The sequence below is a fragment of the Streptomyces pristinaespiralis genome (assembly GCF_001278075.1).
GTDB classification, from domain to species: Bacteria; Actinomycetota; Actinomycetes; order Streptomycetales; family Streptomycetaceae; genus Streptomyces; species Streptomyces pristinaespiralis.
The window spans coordinates 3335047-3356784 of record NZ_CP011340.1 but is presented as its reverse complement, the minus strand read 5'-3'; the positions used below and the strand labels follow the sequence as shown (position 1 = coordinate 3356784).

Here is a 21738-nt window from a genome sequence, read left to right as displayed (position 1 = left end):
GGCCCGCACCGGCGGACCTCACTCCGTCCGCAGGCCCCCCGGGCGCATCAGACGGACCAGCACCGGCAGGCTCAGCAGCGTCACCACGAGGATCAGGCCCGCCCCCATGCCGGCCACCGGGAGGTACGACCCCCAGTGCGTGACCGGTTTCCCGATCATCCGCAGCATCGTCGCGCCCAGCGCCACGCCGGCCCCGACCGCCATCGCCGTGCCGAGCACCACCAGGACGGCCGTCTGCAGCAGCACCGACCAGGCCAGCGTGGCGCGGCCGGTGCCGAAGGCCACCAGCACCGCCAGCAGCCGCCTGCGGTCCCTGAGCTGTTCGATCTGGGCCACCGCCATCGACGCGGCGATGAGCCCCATCGTCGCGGTGGCGGCGGCCAGCAGCCCGGTCCGGACGCTCTCGTACTGCCGGTCCCGTTCGATCTTGTGGATGGTCCGCACCCGGACCGGGGCGTCGATCCGTGCGGCGGTGTTCCGCACGAACTCCTTCGCGTCCGGCACGCTCTCGTCGATCCGCACCAGCGCCGTGGTCCAGGCGCCGGGGAGCGCCGACACGTCCACGGCGCCCGGTGTCGCGAGGATGCCGGTGTGCTCCTCGCCCACCGGGTCGGGACGCGCCATCACCGTGGGCGACCGCTGCGGCAGCGTCCACAGCATCGGCGCGGAGCCGTCGAAGGGGGTGTCGCTGTTGAGGTTCACCTGCTTGCCCTTTCGGGCGGTCCTGTCGATCCAGTCGCCCGGCGGCTCGTCCCGGGCGCTGTGCACGACGAAGGTGTCGCCGTCGGCGCAGGAGCGGATGCGCGCCAGTTCCCGCAGGGTGGGGCAGTCGCCGACCGTCAGCAGGGTCGTCGGCCGGATGTCCTCCTCGGCGACGGGCTCCGGGGACACCACGTACGCCTCCACCGTGCCGATCACGCCCCGCACGCCTTCGGTGGCGCGGAACCTCGCGATCATCTCGCCGGCCAGTTCACCACTCGGGAACTCCGCGGAGACCGTCAGCTGCGCCCGCTCGGAGTCCTCTCCGGTCGCACGGTTGAAGTCGTCGTGCACCGCGGCGAAGACCATCTGCAGCGCGATCGCTCCCGCCACCGCCACGGTGATGCCGCCCACCGCCCTCGTCGCGGAGGCGCTGCCCAACTGAAGCCGGCGCACGGCCAGGTGCCACGCCACCGGGCCGCGCCCGAGCCGCCGGACCACCGCGTCGACGAGCCACGGCAGCAGCGCGGTCAGCGAGAAGAGCACCAGCAGCGTCCCCGCGGCGACGGGCCACGGTTCCACGACCTCGGAGCCGTCGCCGACGGTGCCGGTCGCCAGGAGCACGGCCAGTCCGGCGGGCAGCATCAGCAACCGCCACCACAGGCGGCCACGGCGCGGCGCCGACCGACGTACGACACCCAGCGGCTCGACCGTCACGGCGCGCATCGCCAGCAGGGTCACCACCACCGACACGACCGGCACCGCGAGAAGGATCAGCGCGCCGAGCAGGGGCACCGGGACGACGTCGGCGGGGAAGGCGCTCAGGTCCCACACCCGTACGGACCCGGCGATCCGCCGTACCACGGCGAAGACCCCGGCTCCGACGGCCAGTCCGAGCACGGCGCCGAACAGCGCCTCACCGGCCGCGATCCAGCGGGTCGTCCGGGCGTCCGCGCCGACCAGACGCAGGGCGGCGAGCCGCCGGTCGCGCTGCTCGCCGCCGAAGCGGACGGCGGTCGCGATGAAGACGGTCACCGGTACCAGCAGCACCACGCACGCCAGGACGACGACGAGGATGAGCACCGGGGCCATCGGATCGGCGTCGCCCCGGGTGCCGTAGCCGTCGACCCGCACACCGCCGGTGTCGGTGGTCAGCGTGGAACTGCCCGCGTAGAAGCGCAGTTCACCCGGATCGAGAAGCCCGGCGTCGCCGATCAGGCCCACCGTGCGGTGGTGCAGACGCTCCTTCAGCAGCCGCCCCTCGGGGGAGGCCAGCAGATCGGCGAGCGCGGGGGAGACGTACATCTCGCCGGCCCCCGGGGCACGGTCGAGGCCCGGCGGCAGCGCAGGGTCGGCGCCGTCCGGCCGAAGGATCTCCCCGCCGACGGTCCGGGTGCGGTAGTCGGTGTCGGCCGGCGCCGTCACCAGGCTGGTCGCCGAGACCGGCAGCTGCTTGCCGAACGCCGGCTGGACGGCTGTCCTGGCAGCGGTACGGCTGTCGCGGGCGTCCATCATCTGGGGTACGGACGCGGCGATGAGCAGCAGCCCGACCCCGAGGCCCACGCCGAGGGCGGTCAGCGCGTTACGGGTCAGGCCCTCACGCCCGCCGGAGACGGCGAAGCGGATGCCCATGGCGAGGTCCCGCAGCCGTGCGGCCGGACCGCGGTGCGGGCGGTGCGCGGGGCGCTGCGGGTCCGGCGTCGTGCCTGCGGCGTGCGGTGCGTGCCGTGTCGTGCTCATGCGAGGCGCTCGGGGTCGCGTGCCCGGCCGTCGCGCACGACGATCTCCCGGTCCGAATAGGCCGCGACGCGCGTCTCATGGGTCACGAGGACGACGGCCGTGTTCTGCCGGCGGGCCGTGTCGGTGAGCAGCGACATGACCCGCTCGCCGTTGAGCGTGTCCAGGGCGCCCGTGGGTTCGTCGGCGAAGACCACCTTGGGGGAGCCGACGAGCGCGCGGGCCACCGCGACCCGCTGCCCCTGGCCGCCGGATATGTCACCGGGCCGCTGGCGCGCGGTGTCCCCGACCTCGAGCCGTTCCAGCCACTCCTGGGCCGTGCTCTCGGCCGCCCTGCGCTTCACGCCGCCGAGCCGCAGCGGCAGCGCCACGTTCTCGACGCAGCTCAACTCCGGGACCAGCTGACCGAACTGGAACACGAACCCGAAGTCCGAGCGGCGCAGCGCGCTGCGTTCCGCGTCCGACAGGCCGGTGATCTCGCGGCCCGCGTAGGTGACGGTGCCGGCGTCGGGCCGGACGATCCCGGCGAGGCAGTGCAGCAGGGTCGACTTGCCGGAGCCGGACGGCCCCATGACGGCGACGACCTCGCCGGGATGGACGGAGAAGGAGGCGTCGTCGAGGGCCGTGGTGGACCCGAAGGTCTTGCGCAGGCCCTCTGCGACGAGCAGGGAACCGGCCGGGATCACGCCCGTACCTCCGAGGCGAGCTGGTCGAGCCGCGCGGCGGTCAGTTCCAGCCAGCGCAGATCGGCTTCCAGGTGGAACAGGGCGTGGTCGCAGATCAGCTGGTCGGCGAGGTCGCCGCGGCGTTTGCGGTCGGTCAGGACCCGCATCAGCCGCAGATGCTCCGCGCGCTGGCCGTCGAGCAGCTCGGCGGCGCTGCGGCCGGTGAGCAGGGCGAGGACGACCTTGGTGTAGAGCGTCGACTGAAGGTACGGCTCAGGCTTCTCGGGCTGGGCGAGCCACCGCTCGACGTCGGTGATCCCGGCGTCCGTGATGGCGTAGCGCTTACGCTCCGGGCCGCCGCCGGACTCGACGCCGTCGACCTCGACGAGGCCGTTCTTCAGGAGCCTGGACATGGTCGAGTAGACCTGTCCGTAGTGCAGCGGGCGGTCCTGCCCGAACCGCTCGTCGAAGGCCCGCTTCAGGTCGTAGCCGTGGCGGGGGCCGGCCTCGAGGAGGCCGAGGAGTGTGTGACCGATGGACATGAGGCCACTGTACTCAGGGTGTATACGCGGCGTGTATAGCGGGGGTGGGTCGCGAGCGCGGCACGGGGTGCGGGTGCGGGCCGCCGCGGGCGCCCCTCGGCGCCCCTGCCCCGCACCCGCACCCCGCCTCCGCGCCGCTACGGCGCCTTGCCCCCGGCGCCTCCCGCACCCCCGGCGTCCCCCGGCGTCCCCGGCTGCGTCTTCGGCGGCCGGCCGCGCCGGGCGATGGGTCCCGTGGACGAGGGCAGCCGGCCCGCGTCCGCCAGTGCACGCCGCAGCAGGAACTCGATCTGCGCGTTCGCGCTGCGCAGCTCGTCCCCGGCCCACCTGGCGAGTGCCTCGTACACCGCCGGGTCCAGCCGCAGGAGCACCTGCTTGCGTTCGGAGGGCGGCGGCGTCACTGGTAGAGCGTGCCCGTGTTGAGGACCGGCTGGGCCGCGCGGTCGCCGCACAGCACCACCATCAGGTTGGAGACCATGGCCGCCTTGCGCTCGGAGTCCAGTTCGACGATGCCCTGCTCGGCGATCCGGGCCAGGGCCGCCTCGACCATGCCGACCGCGCCGTCGACGATCTGCCGCCGGGCGGCCACGACCGCGCCGGCCTGCTGGCGCTGGAGCATGGCGGAGGCGATCTCGGGGGCGTAGGCGAGGTGGGTGAAGCGGGACTCGATGATGTGGACGCCGGCCGCCTCGACGCGCGCGTGCAGTTCCACGGCGAGCTTCTCCGTGATCTCCTCCGCGTTGCCGCGCAGCGACAGGCCGTCCTCGTCGTGGGCGTCGTACGGGTACTCGATGGCGATGTGACGGACCGCGGCCTCGGTCTGGGTGGAGACGAACTCGAGGAAGTCGTCGACCTCGAACATCGCCTGGGCAGTGTCCTCGACCTTCCAGACGACCACCGCGGCGAGCTCGATGGGGTTGCCGTACGCGTCGTTGACCTTCAGTACGGCGGTCTCGTGGTTGCGCACCCGGGTGGAGATCTTGGTCCGTGCCGTGAGCGGGTTGACCCAGCGCAGCCCGTCCGTGCGGATCGTGCCCCGGTAGCGGCCGAAGAGCTGGACGACGCGCGCCTCGCCGGGGGCGACCATGTTCAGCCCACACATGGCGAGGAAGGCGGCGATGCCGATCACGACGCCGCCGGTGATCAGGACGGCCTTGGTGCCGGTGGAGTCGAACGCCGTGGCGGCGACGATCAGCGCCGCCCCCGCCGCCAGGCCGACGAGGCCGAGCAGCAGCGCCAGGCCGCCCCCGATGCTGTGGGCGGCGAACTCACGCACCCGCGGCTGGGGCATCTCCGGTACTTCCGGCGCGTCGGGCGCGCCCGTCCCGGCGCCGGAGGCTGTGTCGTGGCTGGAGGTGACAGGCATGGTCGGTTTCCCCGTTTCCGCGCACGGCGTGTGCCGTCCGCCGGTCCGTCGTCGGTCTAGCAAACTGATATCACTTTAACGCATGTGGCAACCCTGCGGCCCTCTCGTGAGTCGGTTCCTTGAGACGGGGTGCTCATTCTCACGTCCGGAAAAGGGGGGATCAGCTCCTCTTTGTCTGGGTGACCGGTGTTAGCTTTCTGAGCTGATTCCGGGCAGACACCGGTGACCAGAACGCCGGACGAGTGAGCCGGCAGGCCGACAGAGCGGGAGCGACGGAGCGATGGGCCGAGCGGAAGCGCGACAGGCCCGGCAGCGCGGTGCGCGCCGGGCGAGAAAATCCAGGCCCTCGGGCATACGCCGCTTCTTCACGTTCAAGAAGATGCTCGGCACGTTCCTCGGCCTGTGCCTGCTGGCGATGGGCGCGTTCTTCGTGGCCTACCTGCTCGTCCCGGTCCCCGAGGCCAACGCGGAAGCCAAGCTGCAGAGCAACGTCTACAAGTACAGCGACGGCAAGCTCCTGGCCCGTACCGGCGAGGTCAACCGGGAGATCGTCGGCCTCGACAAGATCCCCCAGGACGTCCAGTACGCCTTCGTCGCGGCCGAGAACAAGACCTTCTTCGAGGACTCGGGCGTCGACATCAAGGGCACGCTGCGCGGTCTGAAGAACACCCTCACCGGGCAGGGCAAGCAGGGTGGTTCGACCATCACCCAGCAGTACGTCAAGAACTACTACCTGAACCAGGACCAGACGGTCACCCGCAAGCTCAAGGAGCTGGTGATCTCGCTCAAGGTGGACCGGAAGAGGGAGAAGAGCGAGATCCTCGCCGGCTACCTCAACACCAGCTACTTCGGCCGCGGCGCGTACGGCATCCAGGCCGCCGCCCAGGCGTACTACGGCGTCGACGCCGAGAAGCTGAACGTCGCCCAGGGCGCCTACCTCGCCGCCCTCGTCCAGGCACCCAGCAGCTACGACTGGGCCGTCGCCTCCGACGAGACCAAGGAGACGGTGACCAACCGCTGGAACTACGTGCTGAACAACATGGTCGAGGAGAGCTGGCTCGACAAGAGCACCCGTGACGGCCTGAAGTTCCCCGTCCCGCAGGCCCCGAAGGCGCCCGCCGGACTGAGCGGCCAGGCCGGCTACATCGTCGAGGCGGCCAAGCAGGAGCTCGCGCGCCAGGGCATCGACAAGGCCGACCTCGACGCCGGCGGCTGGACGATCACCCTCAACATCGACTCCAAGCGCCAGAAGGAACTGGAGGGCGCGGTCCAGAAGCAGCTCGAGGACGAACTCGACCGCGAGGACAACAAGGTCGACGCCACCGTGCAGGCCGGCGCCACCTCCGTCGACCCGAAGACCGGCAAGGTCGTCGCGCTGTACGGCGGCGTGGACGCCACCAAGCACTGGCTGTCGAACGCCACCCGCCGCGACTACCAGCCGGCCTCCACCTTCAAGCCCGTCGTGTTCGCGTCCGCGCTGGAGAACGAATCGACCACCCAGGACGGCGACCCGATCGGCCTCAACACCGTCTACGACGGCACCAGCAAGCGCCCGGTCGAGGGCAGCGACACCCCGTTCAACCCGCAGAACGACCTCGACAAGAGCTACGGCCCGGTCAGCGTCCAGACCTCGCTGAACAGGTCGATCAACTCCGCCTTCGCGCAGATGGCCGTCGACGTCGGCCTGGACAAGGTGAAGGAGACGGCGCTCGAGCTGGGGATGCCGGACATCAACTTCCCCGAGCGTCCCGCCATCTCGCTGGGCGTCATGGGCGCCTCCACCTGGGACATGGCCGGTGTCTACGCCACCCTCGACAACCACGGCAAGAAGGTCACCCCGACGATCGTCGCCAAGGCCGAGCACAAGGACCGCGAGTTCGAGGTCCAGGACCCGATCGGCAGCCAGGTGATCAGCCGCGAGACGGCCGACACGGTCACCGCGGGCCTCACGGGCGTGGTGAAGAACGGCTCCGGGATCGCCGCGAAGTCGAGCTTCTACGAGGCGGCGGGCAAGACGGGCACCTCGGAGAAGAACCGGTCCGCCTGGTTCGCGGGCTACACCCCCGAACTCACCACCGTGGTGGCCCTGTTCGGTGAGTCGCCCAAGGACGGCGGCGGCCAGGTGTCCCTCACCGGCACCGCACAGGCCGGCCGCGCCAACGGCGGCGGCTTCCCCGCCAGGATCTGGGCCGACTACACGCTCGGCGCGCTGAACGGCGGCTCCGACGCCGAGTTCGACCTCGACGTGGCGGAGATCGCGAGCCCGGAGCCGACCCCGACGGAGACCGAGACGGAGACCGAGGACCCGACCCCGACCCCGACGGAGACGGAGACGGAGACCGAGGACCCGACCCCGACGCCCACCGACACCGGGACGACGGACCCCACGCCGACGGACGAGGTCCCGACGCCCACGACGACGATCACGCCGCCGACGGGGACGTTCACGCCTCCGGTGGAGCCGGGCGACGGGGACCCCGACAAGGACACCGACCGCCGCCCGCCCCAGCCCTGACGGGCCCCGCACACAGAAGGCGCCCGCACCCCCGTCGAAGGGGGTGCGGGCGCCTTCTCGTGTCTCAGGCCCGGGTGGGCAGCTCGAACCAGACCACCTTGCCGGTGGACAGCCGGGTCGCGCCCCAGCGCCTCGCGAGCCGGTTCACCAGGAACAGACCGCGTCCGCCCTCGTCGGTGTCGCGCGCCCGCCGCTGCCGGGGCAGCTGCGGCGAGTCGTCGCCGACCTCGCAGCGCAGCACGTCGGTGCGCAGCAGCCGCAGGGTCACCGGGCGCTCCGCGTACCGCACGGCATTGGTGACGACCTCGCTGACCAGCAGCTCCACCGAGTCGGAGAGCTCCTCGAGACCCCAGCGGGCGAGTGCCCGCCGGGCGAGGCGGCGGGCCCTGCCCGGCGCCGCGTCCTCCGGCTCGAGGAACCAGTACGCGACGTCGCTCGGGGCGATCCCGTCGAACCGGGCCGCCAGCAGGGCGATGTCGTCGTCGCGGTCGCCGGGGCCCAGCATGTCGAGCACGTCGTCGCAGAGGGCCTCCAGCGGCGGCGAGTGGTCCGGTCCGGTGAGCTGCGCGGTGTCCGCGAGCCGTTCCCGCAGCTGCTCGATGCCCGTCCACACGTCACGCAGCCGCGACTCGACCAGCCCGTCGGTGTAGAGCAGCAGCGTCGCGCCCGCCGGGGCGTCCAGCTCCACGGCCTCGAAGTCGACCCCGCCGACGCCGATGGGGGCGCCGGGCGGCACGCGCAGCACCTCGGCCCGGCCGCCCAGGTGCAGCAGGATGGGCGGCGGGTGTCCGGCGTTGGCGATGGTGATCCGGTGCGAGACGGGGTCGTACACCGCGTAGAGGCAGGTGGCCATGCGGTCGGTGCCGAGGCGCTGGGCCTGCTCGTCCAGGTGGTGCAGGACCTCCTGGGGCGGCAGGTCGAGACCGGCCAGGGTCTGCGCCGTCGTCCGCAGCTGGCCCATGATCGCGGCAGAGGTCATCGAGTGGCCCATGACGTCACCGACCACCAGCGCCACCCGGCTGCCGGGCAGCGGGATGGCGTCGTACCAGTCGCCGCCCACGCGCGCCGTCTCCGCCGCCGGGAGATAGCGCGAGGCGAGCCGTACGCCGGTCGGCTGGGGCAGGGAGTCGGGCAGCATCGTGCGCTGGAGCTCGTCGGCGATGTACGCCTCGCGGCCGTACAGCACCGCCTTGTCGATGCCGAGCGCCGTGTGGGTCGCCAGCTGCGCGGCGACCAGCAGGTCGTTCGGCTCGAAGGCGGGCCGGTCGGGACGGCGCAGGAAGACGGCCGCGCCGATCACCCGGCGGCGGCCGCGCAGCGGCGCGAGTATCGCGCGGTGGCCGGTCGGTACGGAACGTCCGTCGCCGAGCAGCTCGGGCAGCGCGGCGCGGGCCGCGGCCGAGTCGCCGAAGACGGGCCGCACGCCGCGCAGCACCTCGGACAGGGCCCCTCCGGACCGGACCTCACAGAGCTCGGCGGCGGGGGTGGGCTCGCTCCCGGCGTCCAGCAGCGGCATGGCGCCGACGCCGCCCTGGTCCGTGTCGTCGGCGCTGGAGCGCAGCCGGTCGGTGCGCCGGAGCCGCAGCACGAACGGGGAGACCGGCCGTTCGTCGCCGACCGGCAGCGGGTCGCGCAGGTAGACGAGGATCGCGTCGGAGAAGGTCGGCACGGTGGCCCGGCACAGGCCGAGGACGATCTCGTCCAGGTCGATGCCGCGCGCGATCCGCCGGGTGGCGGCTCCCACGAACCGCAGCCGGTCGCCCTCCCGTCTCGCGGTCCCCGCGATGTCCTGGGGCTGCAGCGGCGCCGTGTGCACCTGCGGCTGCGGCTGGGGCTGGGGCGGCTGCCCGGCGGGCACGGGTGACGCCCCGGCCGCCTGCGCCCGCGGCCGGGTGCGTTCCTGGGACCGGGCAGCCAGGGGCTGCCGGCCTTCGTGGGAGGTGGGATGCTCCGTCACGCGTGGGATTCCGTCCATCCGGGCCGGTGGTGCGCTGCGATCGCCTCGTGGGGCGGTATACCCGCTCTGGGGGTGACGTCGACAGGGTGGCGGGCTTCCGGCACGGCTCAACCCCCTGTGGTGAGTGACTCGAGCCGCCTCGTGCGAGACGCTCGGTGACTGGACGCTTGGTGACTGGTGAACGACTGAACGGTCGGGACCTGCGCTCCTGCTCCCTCGTACGGCGCAGCCTTGCGGACGACGATCCTACGTTTGCCCCCAGGGGGCGCATCAAGAGTCTCACGAGGTCGTATACGCCGGAGCGCGTTCCCGTCGGGAACCGGCCGGAGCGCCCGGATCAGGCCGCCTGCCGCGCCGGCAGCCGGTCCCAGTCGGCCGGAAGGGCCGGTACATGCCAAGCAGGGTCGGGTCGCCAGCCCTCCCAGCCGTCGGAGAACGGCGCACCCCAGGCGCGGATCACCTCGACCGCCGCCCGGCCCGCGTCCCGTACGCCCCTCGCCGTCCGGGCGTCCATCAGTCCGACGCGCTGTGCCTGTTCGAACTCGTCCTCGTCCCGCCACAGCCAACTACGGTCCGGATAGACGGAGATGTCGAGGTAGTGGTCCTCGGAGTCGACACCCCCCGACCAGCGGGTACGGGGTTCCTCCAGGTTGACGTACCAGCTGCGGAACTGCCAGTCGTGCTCCCAGAACAGCCACACCGACCAGGGCAGGCCGGGCTGCGCCAGCTTGAGCACGCCGTTGCCGCTCCAGCGGGTGCGGGCGGTGGTGCGGGGCGCGGTGTAGCGGGTGGCGAGCGGCTCCTCGTGCACCGGGGTGCCGTCCGCGATCACCGGCTTCACACACTCGGTGCCGGGGGCCATCCAGACGGCGAGCAGCTCGTCGGTGTCCTGGACGACGGTCACGGGCCGGCAGATGTGGAACGCGCGGCCGGCCCGGCCCGGGGCATGCCCTCGGTACCGCCACAGGATGTGGTCCCCCGGCTCCCAGCGCGCGGTGCCTTCCGTGTCGGTCCTGTGCGGTTCCGTCCTGCCCGTTCCGTGTGCCGGGCCTCCCGTGCCTGTCATGAGCAGATCTTAGGAGCACGGAACGGGCCGCGCCGCGAGGCGTGTCACGGGCCGTGTCACGGCCCGGTCCTCACGGATGGGTCATGCGCAGCACGTCAAGTGCCTCGTCGAGCTGCTCCACGGTCAGCTCTCCCCGTTCCACATAGCCGGACTCGAGCACCACTTCACGGATCGTCCGGCGTTCCGCGAGCGACTTCTTGGCGACCTTCGCCGCCTCCTCGTAGCCGATGTACTTGTTGAGCGGGGTGACGACCGAGGGCGAGGACTCCGCGTACTCACGGGCCCGTTCCACGTCGGCCGTGATGCCGTCGACGGTGCGGTCCGCCAGCAGGCGCGACGCGTTGGCCAGAAGTCTGACCGATTCCAGCAGGTTCTTGGCGATCACCGGGAGCATGACGTTGAGTTCGAAGTTGCCGGCCGCACCGGCCGCCGCGACGGTCGCGTCGTTGCCGGTGACCTGAGCGGCCACCATCAGAACGGCCTCGGGGATCACCGGGTTCACCTTGCCCGGCATGATCGAGGAGCCGGGCTGGAGGTCGGGGAGCGCGATCTCGGCGAGACCGGTGCGCGGCCCCGATGCCATCCAGCGCAGGTCGTTGCAGATCTTGGTGAGCGAGACCGCGACCGTACGGAGCTGTCCGGACGTCTCCACGAGGCCGTCGCGGGCCCCCTGCGCCTCGAAGTGGTCGCGCGCCTCCGTCAGCGGCAGCCCGGTCGTCCGGGCCACCTCGGCGATGACAGCGGCGGAGAAGCCGGGCGGGGTGTTGATGCCGGTGCCCACGGCGGTGCCGCCCAGGGGCAGTTCCGCGAGACGGGGCAGGGAGGCCTTCAGCCGTTCGATCCCGTACCGGACCTGGGCCGCGTAGCCGCCGAACTCCTGGCCGAGGGTGACGGGCGTCGCGTCCATCAGATGCGTACGGCCGGCCTTGACGACCGCCGCGAACTCGGTGGCCTTGCGCTCCAGGGAGGAGGCGAGATGGTCCAGCGCGGGGATCAGGTCGCGGGTGACGGCCGCGGTCGCCGCGATGTGGATGGAGGAGGGGAAGACGTCGTTGGACGACTGGGAGGCGTTCACATGGTCGTTGGGGTGCACGTCGCGGCCGAGCCGTTCGGTGGCGAGGGTGGCCAGCACCTCGTTGGTGTTCATGTTGGAGGAGGTGCCGGAGCCGGTCTGGAAGACGTCGACGGGGAAGTGCTCGTCCCAGCGGCCCTCTGCGACCTCCGCGGCGGCGGCGGCGATCGCCTCCGCCACCTCCTCGTCCAGCACGCCGAGTTGGGCGTTGACCTGGGCGGCCGCGGCCTTGATACGGGCGAGCGCCTCGATGTGCGAACGTTCCAGACGCTGACCGGAGACGGGGAAGTTCTCCACGGCCCGCTGGGTCTGCGCCCGCCACTTGGCGTGGACGGGGACCCGCACCTCACCCATGGAGTCGTGCTCGGTCCGGTACTCGTCGGCGTCGCTCATCGTGTCGTACCTCCTGTAAAAGTTGAGCACTTGTCTTGTTCTGCCTATTCCCAACTGCGCTACCCGCCAGTAAATACCCCGGGTAACCACAACCCGGGGAGGCGCAATGAAAGGCACCGTTCCCAGACTTCGGCTCCGTCGCACCGTGGCGGCCGCCGCCGCACTCGTCACCGTACTGAGCGGCCTGGCCGTTGCCGCTCCCGCGGCAGCGGAGCCCGCCGGCTCGGCGACCGTACCCCTGCCGCCCGAACTCGAGGCCGTCCGGGCCGCAGAGGCGACCGCGCTCTACGGCAGCCCGGCGGAGCGTCCGCTCGACCAGCGCAAGACCGGCCTGGTCTCGCTCGGGGACAGCGAGATCTCCGGCGAGGGCACCGGCACCTACGAGCCCGGCACGAACGGGCCCGACAACTGGTGCCACCGCTCGCCCGACGCCGCCATCCACCGCACCGGCATCCCGGCCGACGTCACCTACAACGTCTCCTGCTCGGGTGCCTCCACCGCCAACATCCGCATCGGCGGCAGCAAGCAGTACGCCGACGAGCTGGTCCAGAGCGACAACCTCGCCGTCAAGGCCCGCAACACCCGCATCAAGATGGTGCTACTGGTCGCCGGAGCCAACGACGACCTCCAGTTCGGCCCCGTCATGACCGACTGCGTCACCCGCTACATCCTGATCCAGGGACCCTGCGAGCCCAAGTACGCCCCGGGCTGGCAGGCCCGCGTCGACGGCCTCGTCCCCAAGGTCGAGCAGACCGTGCGCGACCTGCGCACCGTGATGCGCGACGCCGGGTACCGGGACGGCGACTACAAGCTGGTCGTCATGGGCTACCCGAGCCCGATCGGCCCCGACTTCCGCGACAACCCCGACTTCCCGGGCAAACTCATCTGCGGCGGGATGGGCTACGACTCCGACACCGTGTGGGGCAGGAACGCCGCAGTCCCCGCCTTCGAACGCGGCATGCGCGAGGCCGCGCGCAGGACCGGGGCCGTGTACCTCGACAACTCCCGCCTCTTCCACGGCCATGAGGTCTGCTACCAGGACCCCTGGGCCCGAGGCCTGTACATCGACCTCGGCAACCCCTTCCCGCCGGACGCCAACTCGGTTCGGCAGTCCTTCCACCCCAACATCCGCGGCCACGCCGCCTTCGCCTCGTGCCTGACCCAGATCTACAACTCCTCGGCGCGCGAGGCGAGCTGCGCGGACGTGAACTCGACGGGCAGGCCGGTACTGGTCCCTCACGCCTGGGACGACGCCTACAAGCCGCTGCGCAACGAGGCGACGGGCAACTGCCTGGACATCGAGGGTGCCGAGAGCGCGAACGGCACCGGTGTGCTCGGCTGGGACTGCCACGGCGGACGCAACCAGGGTTGGTGGCACGACACCGCGCGGGGAACCGTCCACACGGAGCTGTCCCAGGACCGCTGCCTGGACGTGCCCGGCGGTGACTACCGGGCGGGCGTCTCCCTCGTCCTCTGGGACTGCCACGGCGGCGCCAACCAGAAATTCGTACGTGACGGGGCCACGGTCCGTCCGGCGTCCGCGACCGGGGTCTGCCTGACCCTGGGCGCGGCGCACGAGCCCGTCCGGCTCCGTGCGTGCGACGGCTCGGCGAACCAGCGCTTCGCCTGACGGCGGGGACCCGGCACCGCGCGCGAGGCCACGCCTCGGGCGCGGTGCCGTTCCGTCCCTCCGGCGTCCGGTGCCATGGCGTGACGACGACCTCCGCCTTCGCGACGACGCCGCCCGCACGGCGCGGCCGGCTTTTCCGGGACGGGCCGAATCCTTTCCGTGGACTCGCGCCTCCTGTACATGTGCCGGTGGACGCCGGGACGGATCGGGAGGTCTTCATGATCGTAGGTATCGCCATCACCGCCGGAGCCGTGCTGCTCTGCACGTGCAGCTATGTCGTCGTGCGCAGGCGGAGGCAAGCCCGTGGGTGACACCTCTTGGCCCGGTGAACAGCTGATCGTCGCCGCCCAGCGCGGCGACATCGATTCGATCACCGCGCTGGTGTCGGGTTCGCACCCGAACGTGCAGCGCTTCGCCCGCTCGCTCTGCGCCACCCCTCAGGATGCCGAGGACGCGGCACAGGAAGCCCTGATCATCCTCTACCGCAAGATCGGGATGCTCCGGGCGTCCGGCGCGCTGGCGTCGTGGATGTTCCGCATCGTCCGCAACGAGTGCCTGCGGCGCGCGCGGACGATGCGCTCGCACGCACCCCTGCCGGACACCGCCGTTCGCTCGGCGGAGGAAGTGGCTCTGCAGCGCATAGAGGCGGGCGAGGTGGCGGCCGCCGTCGCCGCTCTGCCGGCCGAGCAGCGCCACGTACTGATCATGCGGGACATCCAGGGCCACAGCGGACGCATGGTCGCCGAGGCCCTCGGCCTCAGTACCGCCGCGATGAAATCGCGCCTGCACCGCGCCCGCGCCGCGGTCCGGCGGTCCCTTCTCGCCACACCGGAACCCGCGCCTGGAGACGCCCATGACGACAGCTGACGCCGACGGCCGCGACTTCGCGAGTTCTTCCCTGACCCGCCACCTGGTCCGGGGCGGGATCGGCTTCGGCAGCCTGATCGGCTCGGTCGCGTTCGTCCCGGTCACCGGTCCGGTCAGCCTGCTGCTCCTGCCGGTCGGCGTGCTGGCACTGCGCGGCTGCCCGATGTGCTGGGCCGTCGGCCTGATGCAGACCCTCTCGCGGGGCCGCCTGCGGCGCACCTGCGAGGACGGCGCGTGCAGGCTGACCGTCGCGGACCGGCCCCGGGAGGATCGGCGGGGCTCGTCGGTCTCGCCGTAGCGACACCGACGGCCCGGCCCCTTCCGCGTGCCGCGGGAGGGGCCGGGCCGTCGCCTGCCGGGCTACGCGAGGCCGGGGCCGCGGACCGGGATCGAGGTGAACGTCGGCGCGGGCGCCGGGTCCTGGAAGAAGTCGTTGCCCTTGTCGTCCACGACGATGAACGCCGGGAAGTCCTCGACCTCGATCTTCCAGACCGCCTCCATGCCGAGCTCCTCGTACTCGACGACCTCGACCTTCTTGATGCAGTCCTGGGCCAGCCGCGCCGCCGGGCCGCCGATCGAGCCGAGGTAGAAGCCGCCGTGCGTGCCGCACGCGTCGGTGACCTGCTTGGAGCGGTTGCCCTTGGCCAGCATGATCTTGGAGCCGCCGGCGGCCTGGAACTGCTCGACGTAGGAGTCCATCCGGCCGGCCGTCGTCGGGCCGAAGGAGCCGGACGCGTAGCCCTCCGGGGTCTTCGCGGGACCCGCGTAGTAGACCGGGTGGTCCTTCAGGTACTGCGGCATCTCCTCGCCGGCGTCGAGGCGCTCCTTGATCTTCGCGTGGGCGATGTCACGGGCGACGACCAGCGGGCCGGTGAGCGAGAGACGGGTCTTGACGGGGTACTTGGACAGCTCGGCGAGCATCTCGTCCATCGGCCGGTTGAGGTCGATCTTCACGACGTCCCCGTCCTCGGCCAGCTGCTCGTCCGTCGTGTCCGGCAGGAAGCGCGCGGGGTCGGTCTCCAGCTGCTCCAGGAAGACTCCCTCCGCCGTGATCTTGGCGACGGCCTGGCGGTCGGCGGAGCAGGAGACGGCGATGGCGACGGGTAGCGAGGCGCCGTGCCGCGGCAGGCGCACCACGCGCACGTCGTGGCAGAAGTACTTCCCGCCGAACTGCGCGCCGATGCCGATCTTCTGGGTGAGCTCGAAGACCTTCTTCTCCAGCTCCTCGTCGCGGAAGCCGTGGCCGAGCTCCGACCCCTCGGACGGCAGCTCGTCCAGGTAGTGCGCGGAGGCGTACTTCGCGGTCTTCAGCGCGAACTCGGCGCTGGTCCCGCCGACGACGATCGCCAGGTGGTAGGGCGGGCAGGCGGCCGTGCCGAGCGAGCGGATCTTCTCCTCCAGGAACTTCATCATGCTCGCCTCGTTGAGGACGGCCTTCGTCTCCTGGTAGAGGAAGGACTTGTTGGCCGAGCCGCCGCCCTTGGCCATGAAGAGGAACTTGTAGGCGCCGCCGTCGGTCGCGTACAGCTCGATCTGCGCGGGGAGGTTGGAGCCGGTGTTCTTCTCCTCCCACATGGTGATCGGGGCCATCTGCGAGTACCGCAGGTTCAGCTCGGTGTACGCGTCGTAGATGCCGCGCGACAGGGCTTCCTCGTCGCCGCCCTCGGTGAGCACGTTCTGGCCGCGCTTGCCCATGACGATCGCGGTGCCGGTGTCCTGGCACATCGGGAGCACGCCGGCGGCGGCGATGTTCGCGTTCTTCAGCAGGTCGAGGGCGACGAACTTGTCGTTGGAGGAGGCCTCGGGGTCGTCGATGATCCGCCGCAGCTGAGCGAGGTGGGCCGGACGCAGGAAGTGCTGGATGTCGTGGATCGCCTCGGCGGCCAGCTTGCGCAGGGCCTCCGGCTCGACCTTGAGGAACGTACGGCCGTCGGCCTCGAAGGTGGAGACTCCCTCGGCGGTCACCAGACGGTACGGCGTGGCGTCCTCACCGAGCGGCAGCAGATCCGTATACGCGAACTCCGGCATTTCGCCCATTCCTCACTTCGCAGACAGCAGCGTGCCTTCGTTGGCAGCGCCATCCAGCGTAAGACGCCCGCGCGGGCCCGATTCTGTGAGGTAAGGCTCACTTGCCGGGATCTTGCCCGGAACCGGGACCGCGCGGGCGGTGGACGCGGTGGTGCCGCGGGCGGCCCTACTTGGTGACGGTCGCCGTCAGCCGGTACGGGTTGTCGAGGAGCGCGGACGTGCGCCGGGACTCCACGACCAGCTCCCAGACACCCGCCGCCGGGGCCTTGTAGGTGCGGGCGGCCGGGTCACAGCCGTTCCCGCCCAGGTAGCCGGAGTAGCAGGACAGCGAGCCGGGCGCGGCGGACTCGCCGCTGACGCCGGTCGGCCGGAACGCCCACCAGCGGGTGTGGCTGCCGTCGGCGAGGCCGTCCAGCTTCACGTTCAGCGCCGTGGTGCCCGCCGGCACGGCGACGGTGTAGTGGACCGTGCCGTTGCGCTCGGCGACGCCGGTCACCTCGTACGTGGTGCCCGCAGCCAGCGGCGTCGCCGCCTCCACGGCCAGCATCGCCGTCTGCTCGGTGGCCGTGGTCCCCGGGTTGTCGATCCGCAGGAGCGCGCTGTGCACGCCCTGGGAGGACGGCTCCGCGACGACCTTCACGACGGTCGGCTCGTTCAGGCCGAGCATGACCGTACGGGGCACCGAGAAGGTCCCGTCGTCGCCCGTCAGGGTCAGGAGGTAGGGCACCGCCCGGTCCGGGCCCGACGTGCGCGTCAGGGTCACGTCGTATGTACGCGATTCACCGACGCCCTGGCCGCCGCTGCCCGGAGCGCAGCTGTTGAACACACCGCTGCCGGTGTGCGGGGTGACCAGACCGCCCGACAGCGGCGTGCACACGGGAGCGCTGACGCTCACCGCGTCGACAGCGGTGGCGTTACGGGACAGGTAGGTCCACGCGCCCGCCACGTGGAGCGCGCCGCGGCCCTGGGCCACGGCCGGCACCGTGTCGTTGTACCGGGCCGAGGAGTACAGCGCGGAGCGCAGCTCCTCGGGGCCGGCGCTCACACCGCGCTGGGCGGCTGCCGACAGCAGCAGGGCGGCCGCCCCGGTGGCCTGCGGGGACGCCATCGAGGTCCCGTTCATCATCGAGTAGCCGACGGGCAGGGTGTAGCCGGTCTCGGCGACGGACGAGTTGGGCAGCCAGTCGGGGACGGTGGACACGGCCGCGCCGGGAGCGGTCAGGTCCGGCTTGAAGCCGCCGTCCTCACGCGGTCCGCGCGACGAGAACGGGAAGACGCCCAGCCCGTCCCGCACCTGCGAGCCGTAGTTCGCCCACCATGTCGCCCGGGAGACGGACGCGCCGACGCTGACGACCTTGTCGGCGGCCGTCGGGTCACCGACCGTGTTCACGCCGGCGCCCGAATTGCCGGCGGAGATGAAGAGCTGAACGCCGGACTCGTCGATCAGCCGGTTGTAGACGAGGGCGCGGGCGCTCTGCCCGTCGTTGAACTCGGGCGACGCGCCGATGGACATGTTGATCACATCGACGCCGTGCTTCGTGGCGAGGTCGATCATGCCGTCGGTCAGCGCGGCGCTGGAGCACCCGAAGGAGTGGCAGGCACGCATCGAGACCAGCCGGGCACCCGGCGCCTGGCCGTCCATCCGGCCGCCGAACATGCCGTTGGCCGCCGTGATGCCCGCGACGTGGGTGCCGTGCGCCTCGGTGATGATGTTCACGTTGACGCTGACCGTGCCGGGGAAGAAGTCGTCCCTGACCTGGACGGTGAACGGTATCCGCTCGTCGGCCGGCGTCGTCGGGTCGTCGGTCCCGAAGTGGGCGACCTGCTGCTTCTCCCGGTACGGGCGCAGCAGTTCCTCGTCGGTGAAGTCGTGGTCGAGGTCGGTGTCCACCCACACCGCGGAGTCCGACTCGCGCACCAGCGTCGGTACGACGGTGGCTCCCTGGGGCAGCTGGATCGGACGCAGGCCGATGCGCAGGTCGGCCGAGTCCGGCGCCTTCCACGTCTCGCCGCGGACCTGGTCGGTGAAGACCGGCCCGGACACCCTGGTCGCCGACGACAGGTTCTGCCAGGTCGCGTCGAAGAGCAGGTCGATGAAGTTGCGCGGGTCGGTCCCGGCGACCGTGTCGACGAGTTTGCGCTCCCCGGTGGTGGTTCTCGCGAGCGCCGGATGGGTCGGGTCGACCCCCGTGTCCATGATGCCGATCGTGACGCCGCGGCCGTCGTAGGAGGGGTTGTCCTCCTTGAACTCCACCGAACCGGTCTCCCGGGTCGGCATGTAGGCGTTGCTGTCAGGGGTCTTCGCGGAAGGCGCCTGTGGTCCCTGCCCGTCGGCGGCGGCCACGGTGTCCGCCCCCTCCGGACGGACCTCGTCGATCTTCAGCAGTTCGTCCACGTCGACGGCGACGACGTCCTCGATCGCGGCGACCCGGTCCACCATGCCGAACGGCACGTTGGCCTTGATGTAGCCCACGGCCGAATCGGTGCGCGTCGTCCGGATGCCGAGGTCCGCGAGCGCTCGCTCCGCCTCGGCTGTCCGGCCTTCCCGGACGGCGACCAGCAGCGTCGCGAAGTCCGGGACCGCGCGGTCGGCGTTCTTCATGGTGGTACGGGCGAGGTGCTGCTTGCGGTAGGTCGCGAGCAGGGCGCGGTCGTGGCCGCCGAGCTTGTCGGCGGACGGCGTCGCGGCGGCGGACACGTCGGGCTCGGCGGCGGCAGGGGTCGCCTGCGCCGGCAGAGCGGTCAGGGCCAGGGTCCCGGCGGCGAGCAGCGCTGTCGCGATCGCGACGGCGCCGCGCCCGGCTCTCTGGTTCGTGGCGGTGGAGCGAGGACGGGACATGGTCATCCTTCAGCACTCGGGGGCTGCGAACGGCCGTCACACTGGCAGGTGATGACGCTCCCTCATCAGCCCCTGCGGCTGTCGCGTTGGCGTCCTGTCACAAATGCGACAGCCCGTCCGGCACCGCCCCCATGGCCCCGTGCGGCCGGGTCGCACACCGCCGCGCGTCACTCTCCGGCGTCCCGCTCCGACGGCTCGATCCACCCAGGCGGGCGGCCTGCCAGCCCAGTTGGAGGCGGGTCTGCACACCGGCCAGAGCGATGAGGCGCTGCACGCGCCGCTGCACCGTGCGCATGCTCACGCCCCACTGCGACGCGATGGCCTGGTCCGTGCAGCCCGTCAGCAACAGCGACAGCAGCCGCCGGTCCGACACCGACAACGGCCCCTCCGGCACGGCTGCCAGGGCCGCGGGCACCGGCAGGGCCGTCGCCCAGATCCGGTCGAAGAGCCAGTTGAGGGCCTCCAGGAGGATGCCGGTGCGCACCACGAGCCCGACCGGCGCCCCCGGGGCCTGCCGGCGGGGGAGTGCCAGGGCGATGCGCCGGTCGGCGATGACCAGCTTCAGGGGGACCTCCGGCGTGACGCGCATCTCCTCGCCGAGGGCGGCCCACTCCTCCAGCAGCAACGGGTTGTCCACGCTGTCGAGTTCGAGCGTGGCCCGTTCGTACGCCGCCCGGTAGCGCACCCCGGCCCGCAGGGCGTCCCGTTGCCCGGTGTTGTCCGAGGCGGTCACCACCACGGCCGGGCCGGCGACGAGGCTCGACACTTCCTTGGCGCCGCGCTGGATCTGGCGGTAGCGGTCCGCTATCGCGGCCGCCCCTTCCAGGGCCTCCACGGGCTCGGCGCCCGAGCCGCTCTGTCCGTGCGCGCGGTGCTCGGCGGCGAGGCGTTCGACCGCGAGCTGCACCCGTCGTACCTCGTCCAGACGTTGCAGCACCATCAGGTTCAACGTGACGTCGGGCGGCGCCGCGTGGTAGCCGGCGGGCCGGCCGGGGCGCCGGGTCACCAGCCCTTCCGCCTCCAGCCGGGCGAGTGCCGGGATCACCTCCTCCGCGGCGATCCCGGTGCGGGCCGCCACGGCCGTCGCGTCGTTCGCCGGAGCTCTGAGCAGGCAGACGTAGACCTGCTCCTGCACGGCGTCGAGTCCCAGACTTTCGAGCATCGCCCCGCCTCCTCATGACCCGCCCCGCCGGGCGCTCACAGTGCTTGGGCCGACGGCTCGACCCCCTCGCGCACCGGCCACGCCCTCTCGCCGCCGGCCGGCTCCTGCGCCCCCGACCGGCGGCGCACTCCTGCGGCCGGTCGGCTTTCTGCCTCGCGGCCGGCGACCCCTCGCCGCGGCCGCGTCCGGCCTCGCGTCCGCCTCGCGCGTCGGCCGCGTCCGGCCGCCCACCGCTGCCGGCCCCGTGTACGACGGAGCCCCAGCGGGACACTGCCAGAGGCGGATGCCGCGGAAACTCCGGAGCGGGCGGCGGGTTCCCGCCAGGCCGGTTTCCGCCAGACCTGCAACGGGGTGGCTCGGGTGCCGGCTCTCGTCCGGCCGGGTGGCCGCCTTCGGCCGGAACGGCGTGGGCCACTAGTCGCGATCTATCGCGTTTCGCTAGGCTGGTGCCGTGGACCTCGACAAGCATGATTCAGCGGCCTCCGGCCCCGAGCGGCCCCTGAAGCCGGCCGCCTCGCCGGCCCCGGGCGGCGCCATCCGTGCCTCCGACGCCGACCGCGACCGGATCGCGGACATCCTTCGCGACGCCCTGGCCGAGGGCCGGCTGGACGCCGAGGAGCACTCGGAGCGCATCGACGCGGTCTACCGCGCCAAGACCGTGGGCGAGCTGGAGCCGATCGTGGCGGACCTGCCCGCCGCGGGCCCGCGTGCCGAAGGCGCCCCCGTTCGCGCCTACGACGACCCGGCGGACCCGGGCGGCCCGGCGGAGAACCTCGTCGCCGTCTTCTCCAGCTCGACCCGTAAGGGCCGTTGGCGGGTGGGCCGCAGGACGAACGCCTTCTCGCTCTTCGGGAACATCGAGATCGACCTCACCGAGGCCCTCTACGGACAGCGGCTCTCCGTGATCAACGCGACCTCGATCTTCGGCAACGTCGAGGTGCGCGTCCCCGAGAACATCTCCCTGCGCGGCAGCGGGACCGGCATCTTCGGCAACTTCGAGGTCGTGACGCTGGAGGCCGCCGATCCCGAGGCGCCGGTGGTCGTCGTCAACGGCTACACGATTTTCGGCAATGTCGAGGCGAAGCCGAAGCGCGGCCGCCGGATCTCCGACCTCCACGACCGGCTGCGCAAGCACCTGCACTGACGGACTCGGGGGCGAGGGGCGGGCACGGTCGGGCGCGGCAGGGCCCGGGGGGCGCT

At 72.0% G+C, this 21738-nt stretch carries 16 protein-coding genes; 5 read left to right on the top strand and 11 right to left on the bottom strand.

From position 1 onward, the window contains the following. Positions 1 to 18 precede the first annotated feature (18 nt). From SPRI_RS13900 to SPRI_RS13880, 5 genes are all read right to left on the bottom strand, one after another. A complete protein-coding gene (locus SPRI_RS13900; RefSeq protein WP_078951248.1) occupies positions 19 to 2439 on the bottom strand; it encodes an ABC transporter permease in 2421 nt (806 codons plus the stop codon). Beyond that, complete coding sequence (locus tag SPRI_RS13895; RefSeq protein ID WP_053556971.1) at positions 2436 to 3122, bottom strand: ABC transporter ATP-binding protein; 687 nt, start codon at positions 3120 to 3122, stop codon at positions 2436 to 2438. Before SPRI_RS13895 ends, SPRI_RS13900 begins: the two co-directional genes overlap by 4 nt. After that, positions 3119 to 3643 carry a PadR family transcriptional regulator gene (locus tag SPRI_RS13890; RefSeq protein WP_005312607.1) on the bottom strand — a complete coding sequence of 175 codons (525 nt, stop codon included), beginning with the start codon at positions 3641 to 3643 and terminating at the stop codon, positions 3119 to 3121. Before SPRI_RS13890 ends, SPRI_RS13895 begins: the two co-directional genes overlap by 4 nt. Before the next feature lie 137 nt (positions 3644 to 3780). Next, on the bottom strand, positions 3781 to 4044 hold the full coding sequence (locus SPRI_RS13885) for a type II toxin-antitoxin system antitoxin (protein WP_053556970.1): 264 nt from the start codon (positions 4042 to 4044) through the stop codon (positions 3781 to 3783). After that, positions 4041 to 4934, bottom strand: a complete 894-nt coding sequence (locus SPRI_RS13880) for an SPFH domain-containing protein (protein ID WP_037776346.1) — start codon at positions 4932 to 4934, stop codon at positions 4041 to 4043. Before SPRI_RS13880 ends, SPRI_RS13885 begins: the two co-directional genes overlap by 4 nt. Positions 4935 to 5289: 355 nt before the next feature. Here SPRI_RS13880 and SPRI_RS13875 point away from each other — a divergent pair, with 355 nt between their 5' ends. Next, positions 5290 to 7524: a transglycosylase domain-containing protein gene (locus SPRI_RS13875; protein WP_005312597.1), complete on the top strand. Its 2235-nt coding sequence runs from the start codon at positions 5290 to 5292 to the stop codon at positions 7522 to 7524. A 64-nt stretch (positions 7525 to 7588) separates the two neighbouring features. Here SPRI_RS13875 and SPRI_RS13870 read toward each other — a convergent pair whose 3' ends face one another. From SPRI_RS13870 to SPRI_RS13860, 3 genes are all read right to left on the bottom strand, one after another. Further along, positions 7589 to 9481 (bottom strand): SpoIIE family protein phosphatase, encoded by a 1893-nt coding sequence (locus tag SPRI_RS13870; RefSeq protein WP_037773844.1) that lies wholly within the window; start codon positions 9479 to 9481, stop codon positions 7589 to 7591. Between the two features lie 337 nt (positions 9482 to 9818). Continuing rightward, positions 9819 to 10547, bottom strand: a complete 729-nt coding sequence (gene fomD / locus SPRI_RS13865) for a cytidylyl-2-hydroxypropylphosphonate hydrolase (RefSeq protein ID WP_005312591.1) — start codon at positions 10545 to 10547, stop codon at positions 9819 to 9821. Positions 10548 to 10617: 70 nt separating this feature from the next. Continuing rightward, positions 10618 to 12012 (bottom strand): class II fumarate hydratase, encoded by a 1395-nt coding sequence (locus SPRI_RS13860; RefSeq protein WP_005312588.1) that lies wholly within the window; start codon positions 12010 to 12012, stop codon positions 10618 to 10620. A gap of 106 nt (positions 12013 to 12118) precedes the next feature. Here SPRI_RS13860 and SPRI_RS13855 point away from each other — a divergent pair, with 106 nt between their 5' ends. The 3 genes from SPRI_RS13855 (at position 12119) to SPRI_RS13845 (ending at position 14807) form a co-directional block, all read left to right on the top strand. Then, positions 12119 to 13642, top strand: coding sequence for a ricin-type beta-trefoil lectin domain protein (locus SPRI_RS13855; protein WP_005312584.1), 1524 nt, complete (start codon positions 12119 to 12121; stop codon positions 13640 to 13642). A gap of 303 nt (positions 13643 to 13945) precedes the next feature. Beyond that, a complete protein-coding gene (locus tag SPRI_RS13850) occupies positions 13946 to 14509 on the top strand; it encodes an RNA polymerase sigma factor (protein ID WP_037773843.1) in 564 nt (187 codons plus the stop codon). Beyond that, complete coding sequence (locus tag SPRI_RS13845) at positions 14496 to 14807, top strand: hypothetical protein (protein WP_005312578.1); 312 nt, start codon at positions 14496 to 14498, stop codon at positions 14805 to 14807. Before SPRI_RS13850 ends, SPRI_RS13845 begins: the two co-directional genes overlap by 14 nt. 62 nt (positions 14808 to 14869) lie before the next feature. On the opposite strand, the gene SPRI_RS13840 is transcribed toward SPRI_RS13845, so the two are convergent. The 3 genes from SPRI_RS13840 to SPRI_RS13830 all read right to left on the bottom strand — a co-directional run bounded on the left by SPRI_RS13840 (position 14870) and on the right by SPRI_RS13830 (position 20538). Continuing rightward, positions 14870 to 16546: a fumarate hydratase gene (locus SPRI_RS13840; RefSeq protein WP_005312575.1), complete on the bottom strand. Its 1677-nt coding sequence runs from the start codon at positions 16544 to 16546 to the stop codon at positions 14870 to 14872. A gap of 157 nt (positions 16547 to 16703) precedes the next feature. Further along, complete coding sequence (locus tag SPRI_RS13835; RefSeq protein WP_037773842.1) at positions 16704 to 19376, bottom strand: S8 family serine peptidase; 2673 nt, start codon at positions 19374 to 19376, stop codon at positions 16704 to 16706. A 97-nt stretch (positions 19377 to 19473) separates the two neighbouring features. Then, positions 19474 to 20538 (bottom strand): TrmB family transcriptional regulator, encoded by a 1065-nt coding sequence (locus SPRI_RS13830; RefSeq protein ID WP_005312570.1) that lies wholly within the window; start codon positions 20536 to 20538, stop codon positions 19474 to 19476. Between the two features lie 451 nt (positions 20539 to 20989). Between SPRI_RS13830 and SPRI_RS13825 the strand changes: the two genes are divergently transcribed. Next, positions 20990 to 21682, top strand: a complete 693-nt coding sequence (locus SPRI_RS13825) for a DUF1707 SHOCT-like domain-containing protein (RefSeq protein ID WP_005312568.1) — start codon at positions 20990 to 20992, stop codon at positions 21680 to 21682. The last annotated feature ends 56 nt before the right edge of the window (positions 21683 to 21738 follow it).

Bases quoted from the DNA above. Each gene is read 5' to 3' on its own strand.
- SPRI_RS13890 (WP_005312607.1), bottom strand. From the start codon at position 3,643: ATGTCCATCGGTCACACACTCCTCGGCCTCCTCGAGGCCGGCCCCCGC.
- SPRI_RS13835 (WP_037773842.1), bottom strand. From the start codon at position 19,376: ATGTCCCGTCCTCGCTCCACCGCCACGAACCAGAGAGCCGGGCGCGGC.
- SPRI_RS13860 (WP_005312588.1), bottom strand. From the start codon at position 12,012: ATGAGCGACGCCGACGAGTACCGGACCGAGCACGACTCCATGGGTGAG.
- SPRI_RS13830 (WP_005312570.1), bottom strand. From the start codon at position 20,538: ATGCTCGAAAGTCTGGGACTCGACGCCGTGCAGGAGCAGGTCTACGTC.
- SPRI_RS13900 (WP_078951248.1), bottom strand. From the start codon at position 2,439: ATGAGCACGACACGGCACGCACCGCACGCCGCAGGCACGACGCCGGAC.
- SPRI_RS13880 (WP_037776346.1), bottom strand. From the start codon at position 4,934: ATGCCCCAGCCGCGGGTGCGTGAGTTCGCCGCCCACAGCATCGGGGGC.
- fomD (WP_005312591.1), bottom strand. From the start codon at position 10,547: ATGACAGGCACGGGAGGCCCGGCACACGGAACGGGCAGGACGGAACCG.
- SPRI_RS13855 (WP_005312584.1), top strand. From the start codon at position 12,119: ATGAAAGGCACCGTTCCCAGACTTCGGCTCCGTCGCACCGTGGCGGCC.
- SPRI_RS13845 (WP_005312578.1), top strand. From the start codon at position 14,496: ATGACGACAGCTGACGCCGACGGCCGCGACTTCGCGAGTTCTTCCCTG.
- SPRI_RS13840 (WP_005312575.1), bottom strand. From the start codon at position 16,546: ATGGGCGAAATGCCGGAGTTCGCGTATACGGATCTGCTGCCGCTCGGT.
- SPRI_RS13875 (WP_005312597.1), top strand. From the start codon at position 5,290: ATGGGCCGAGCGGAAGCGCGACAGGCCCGGCAGCGCGGTGCGCGCCGG.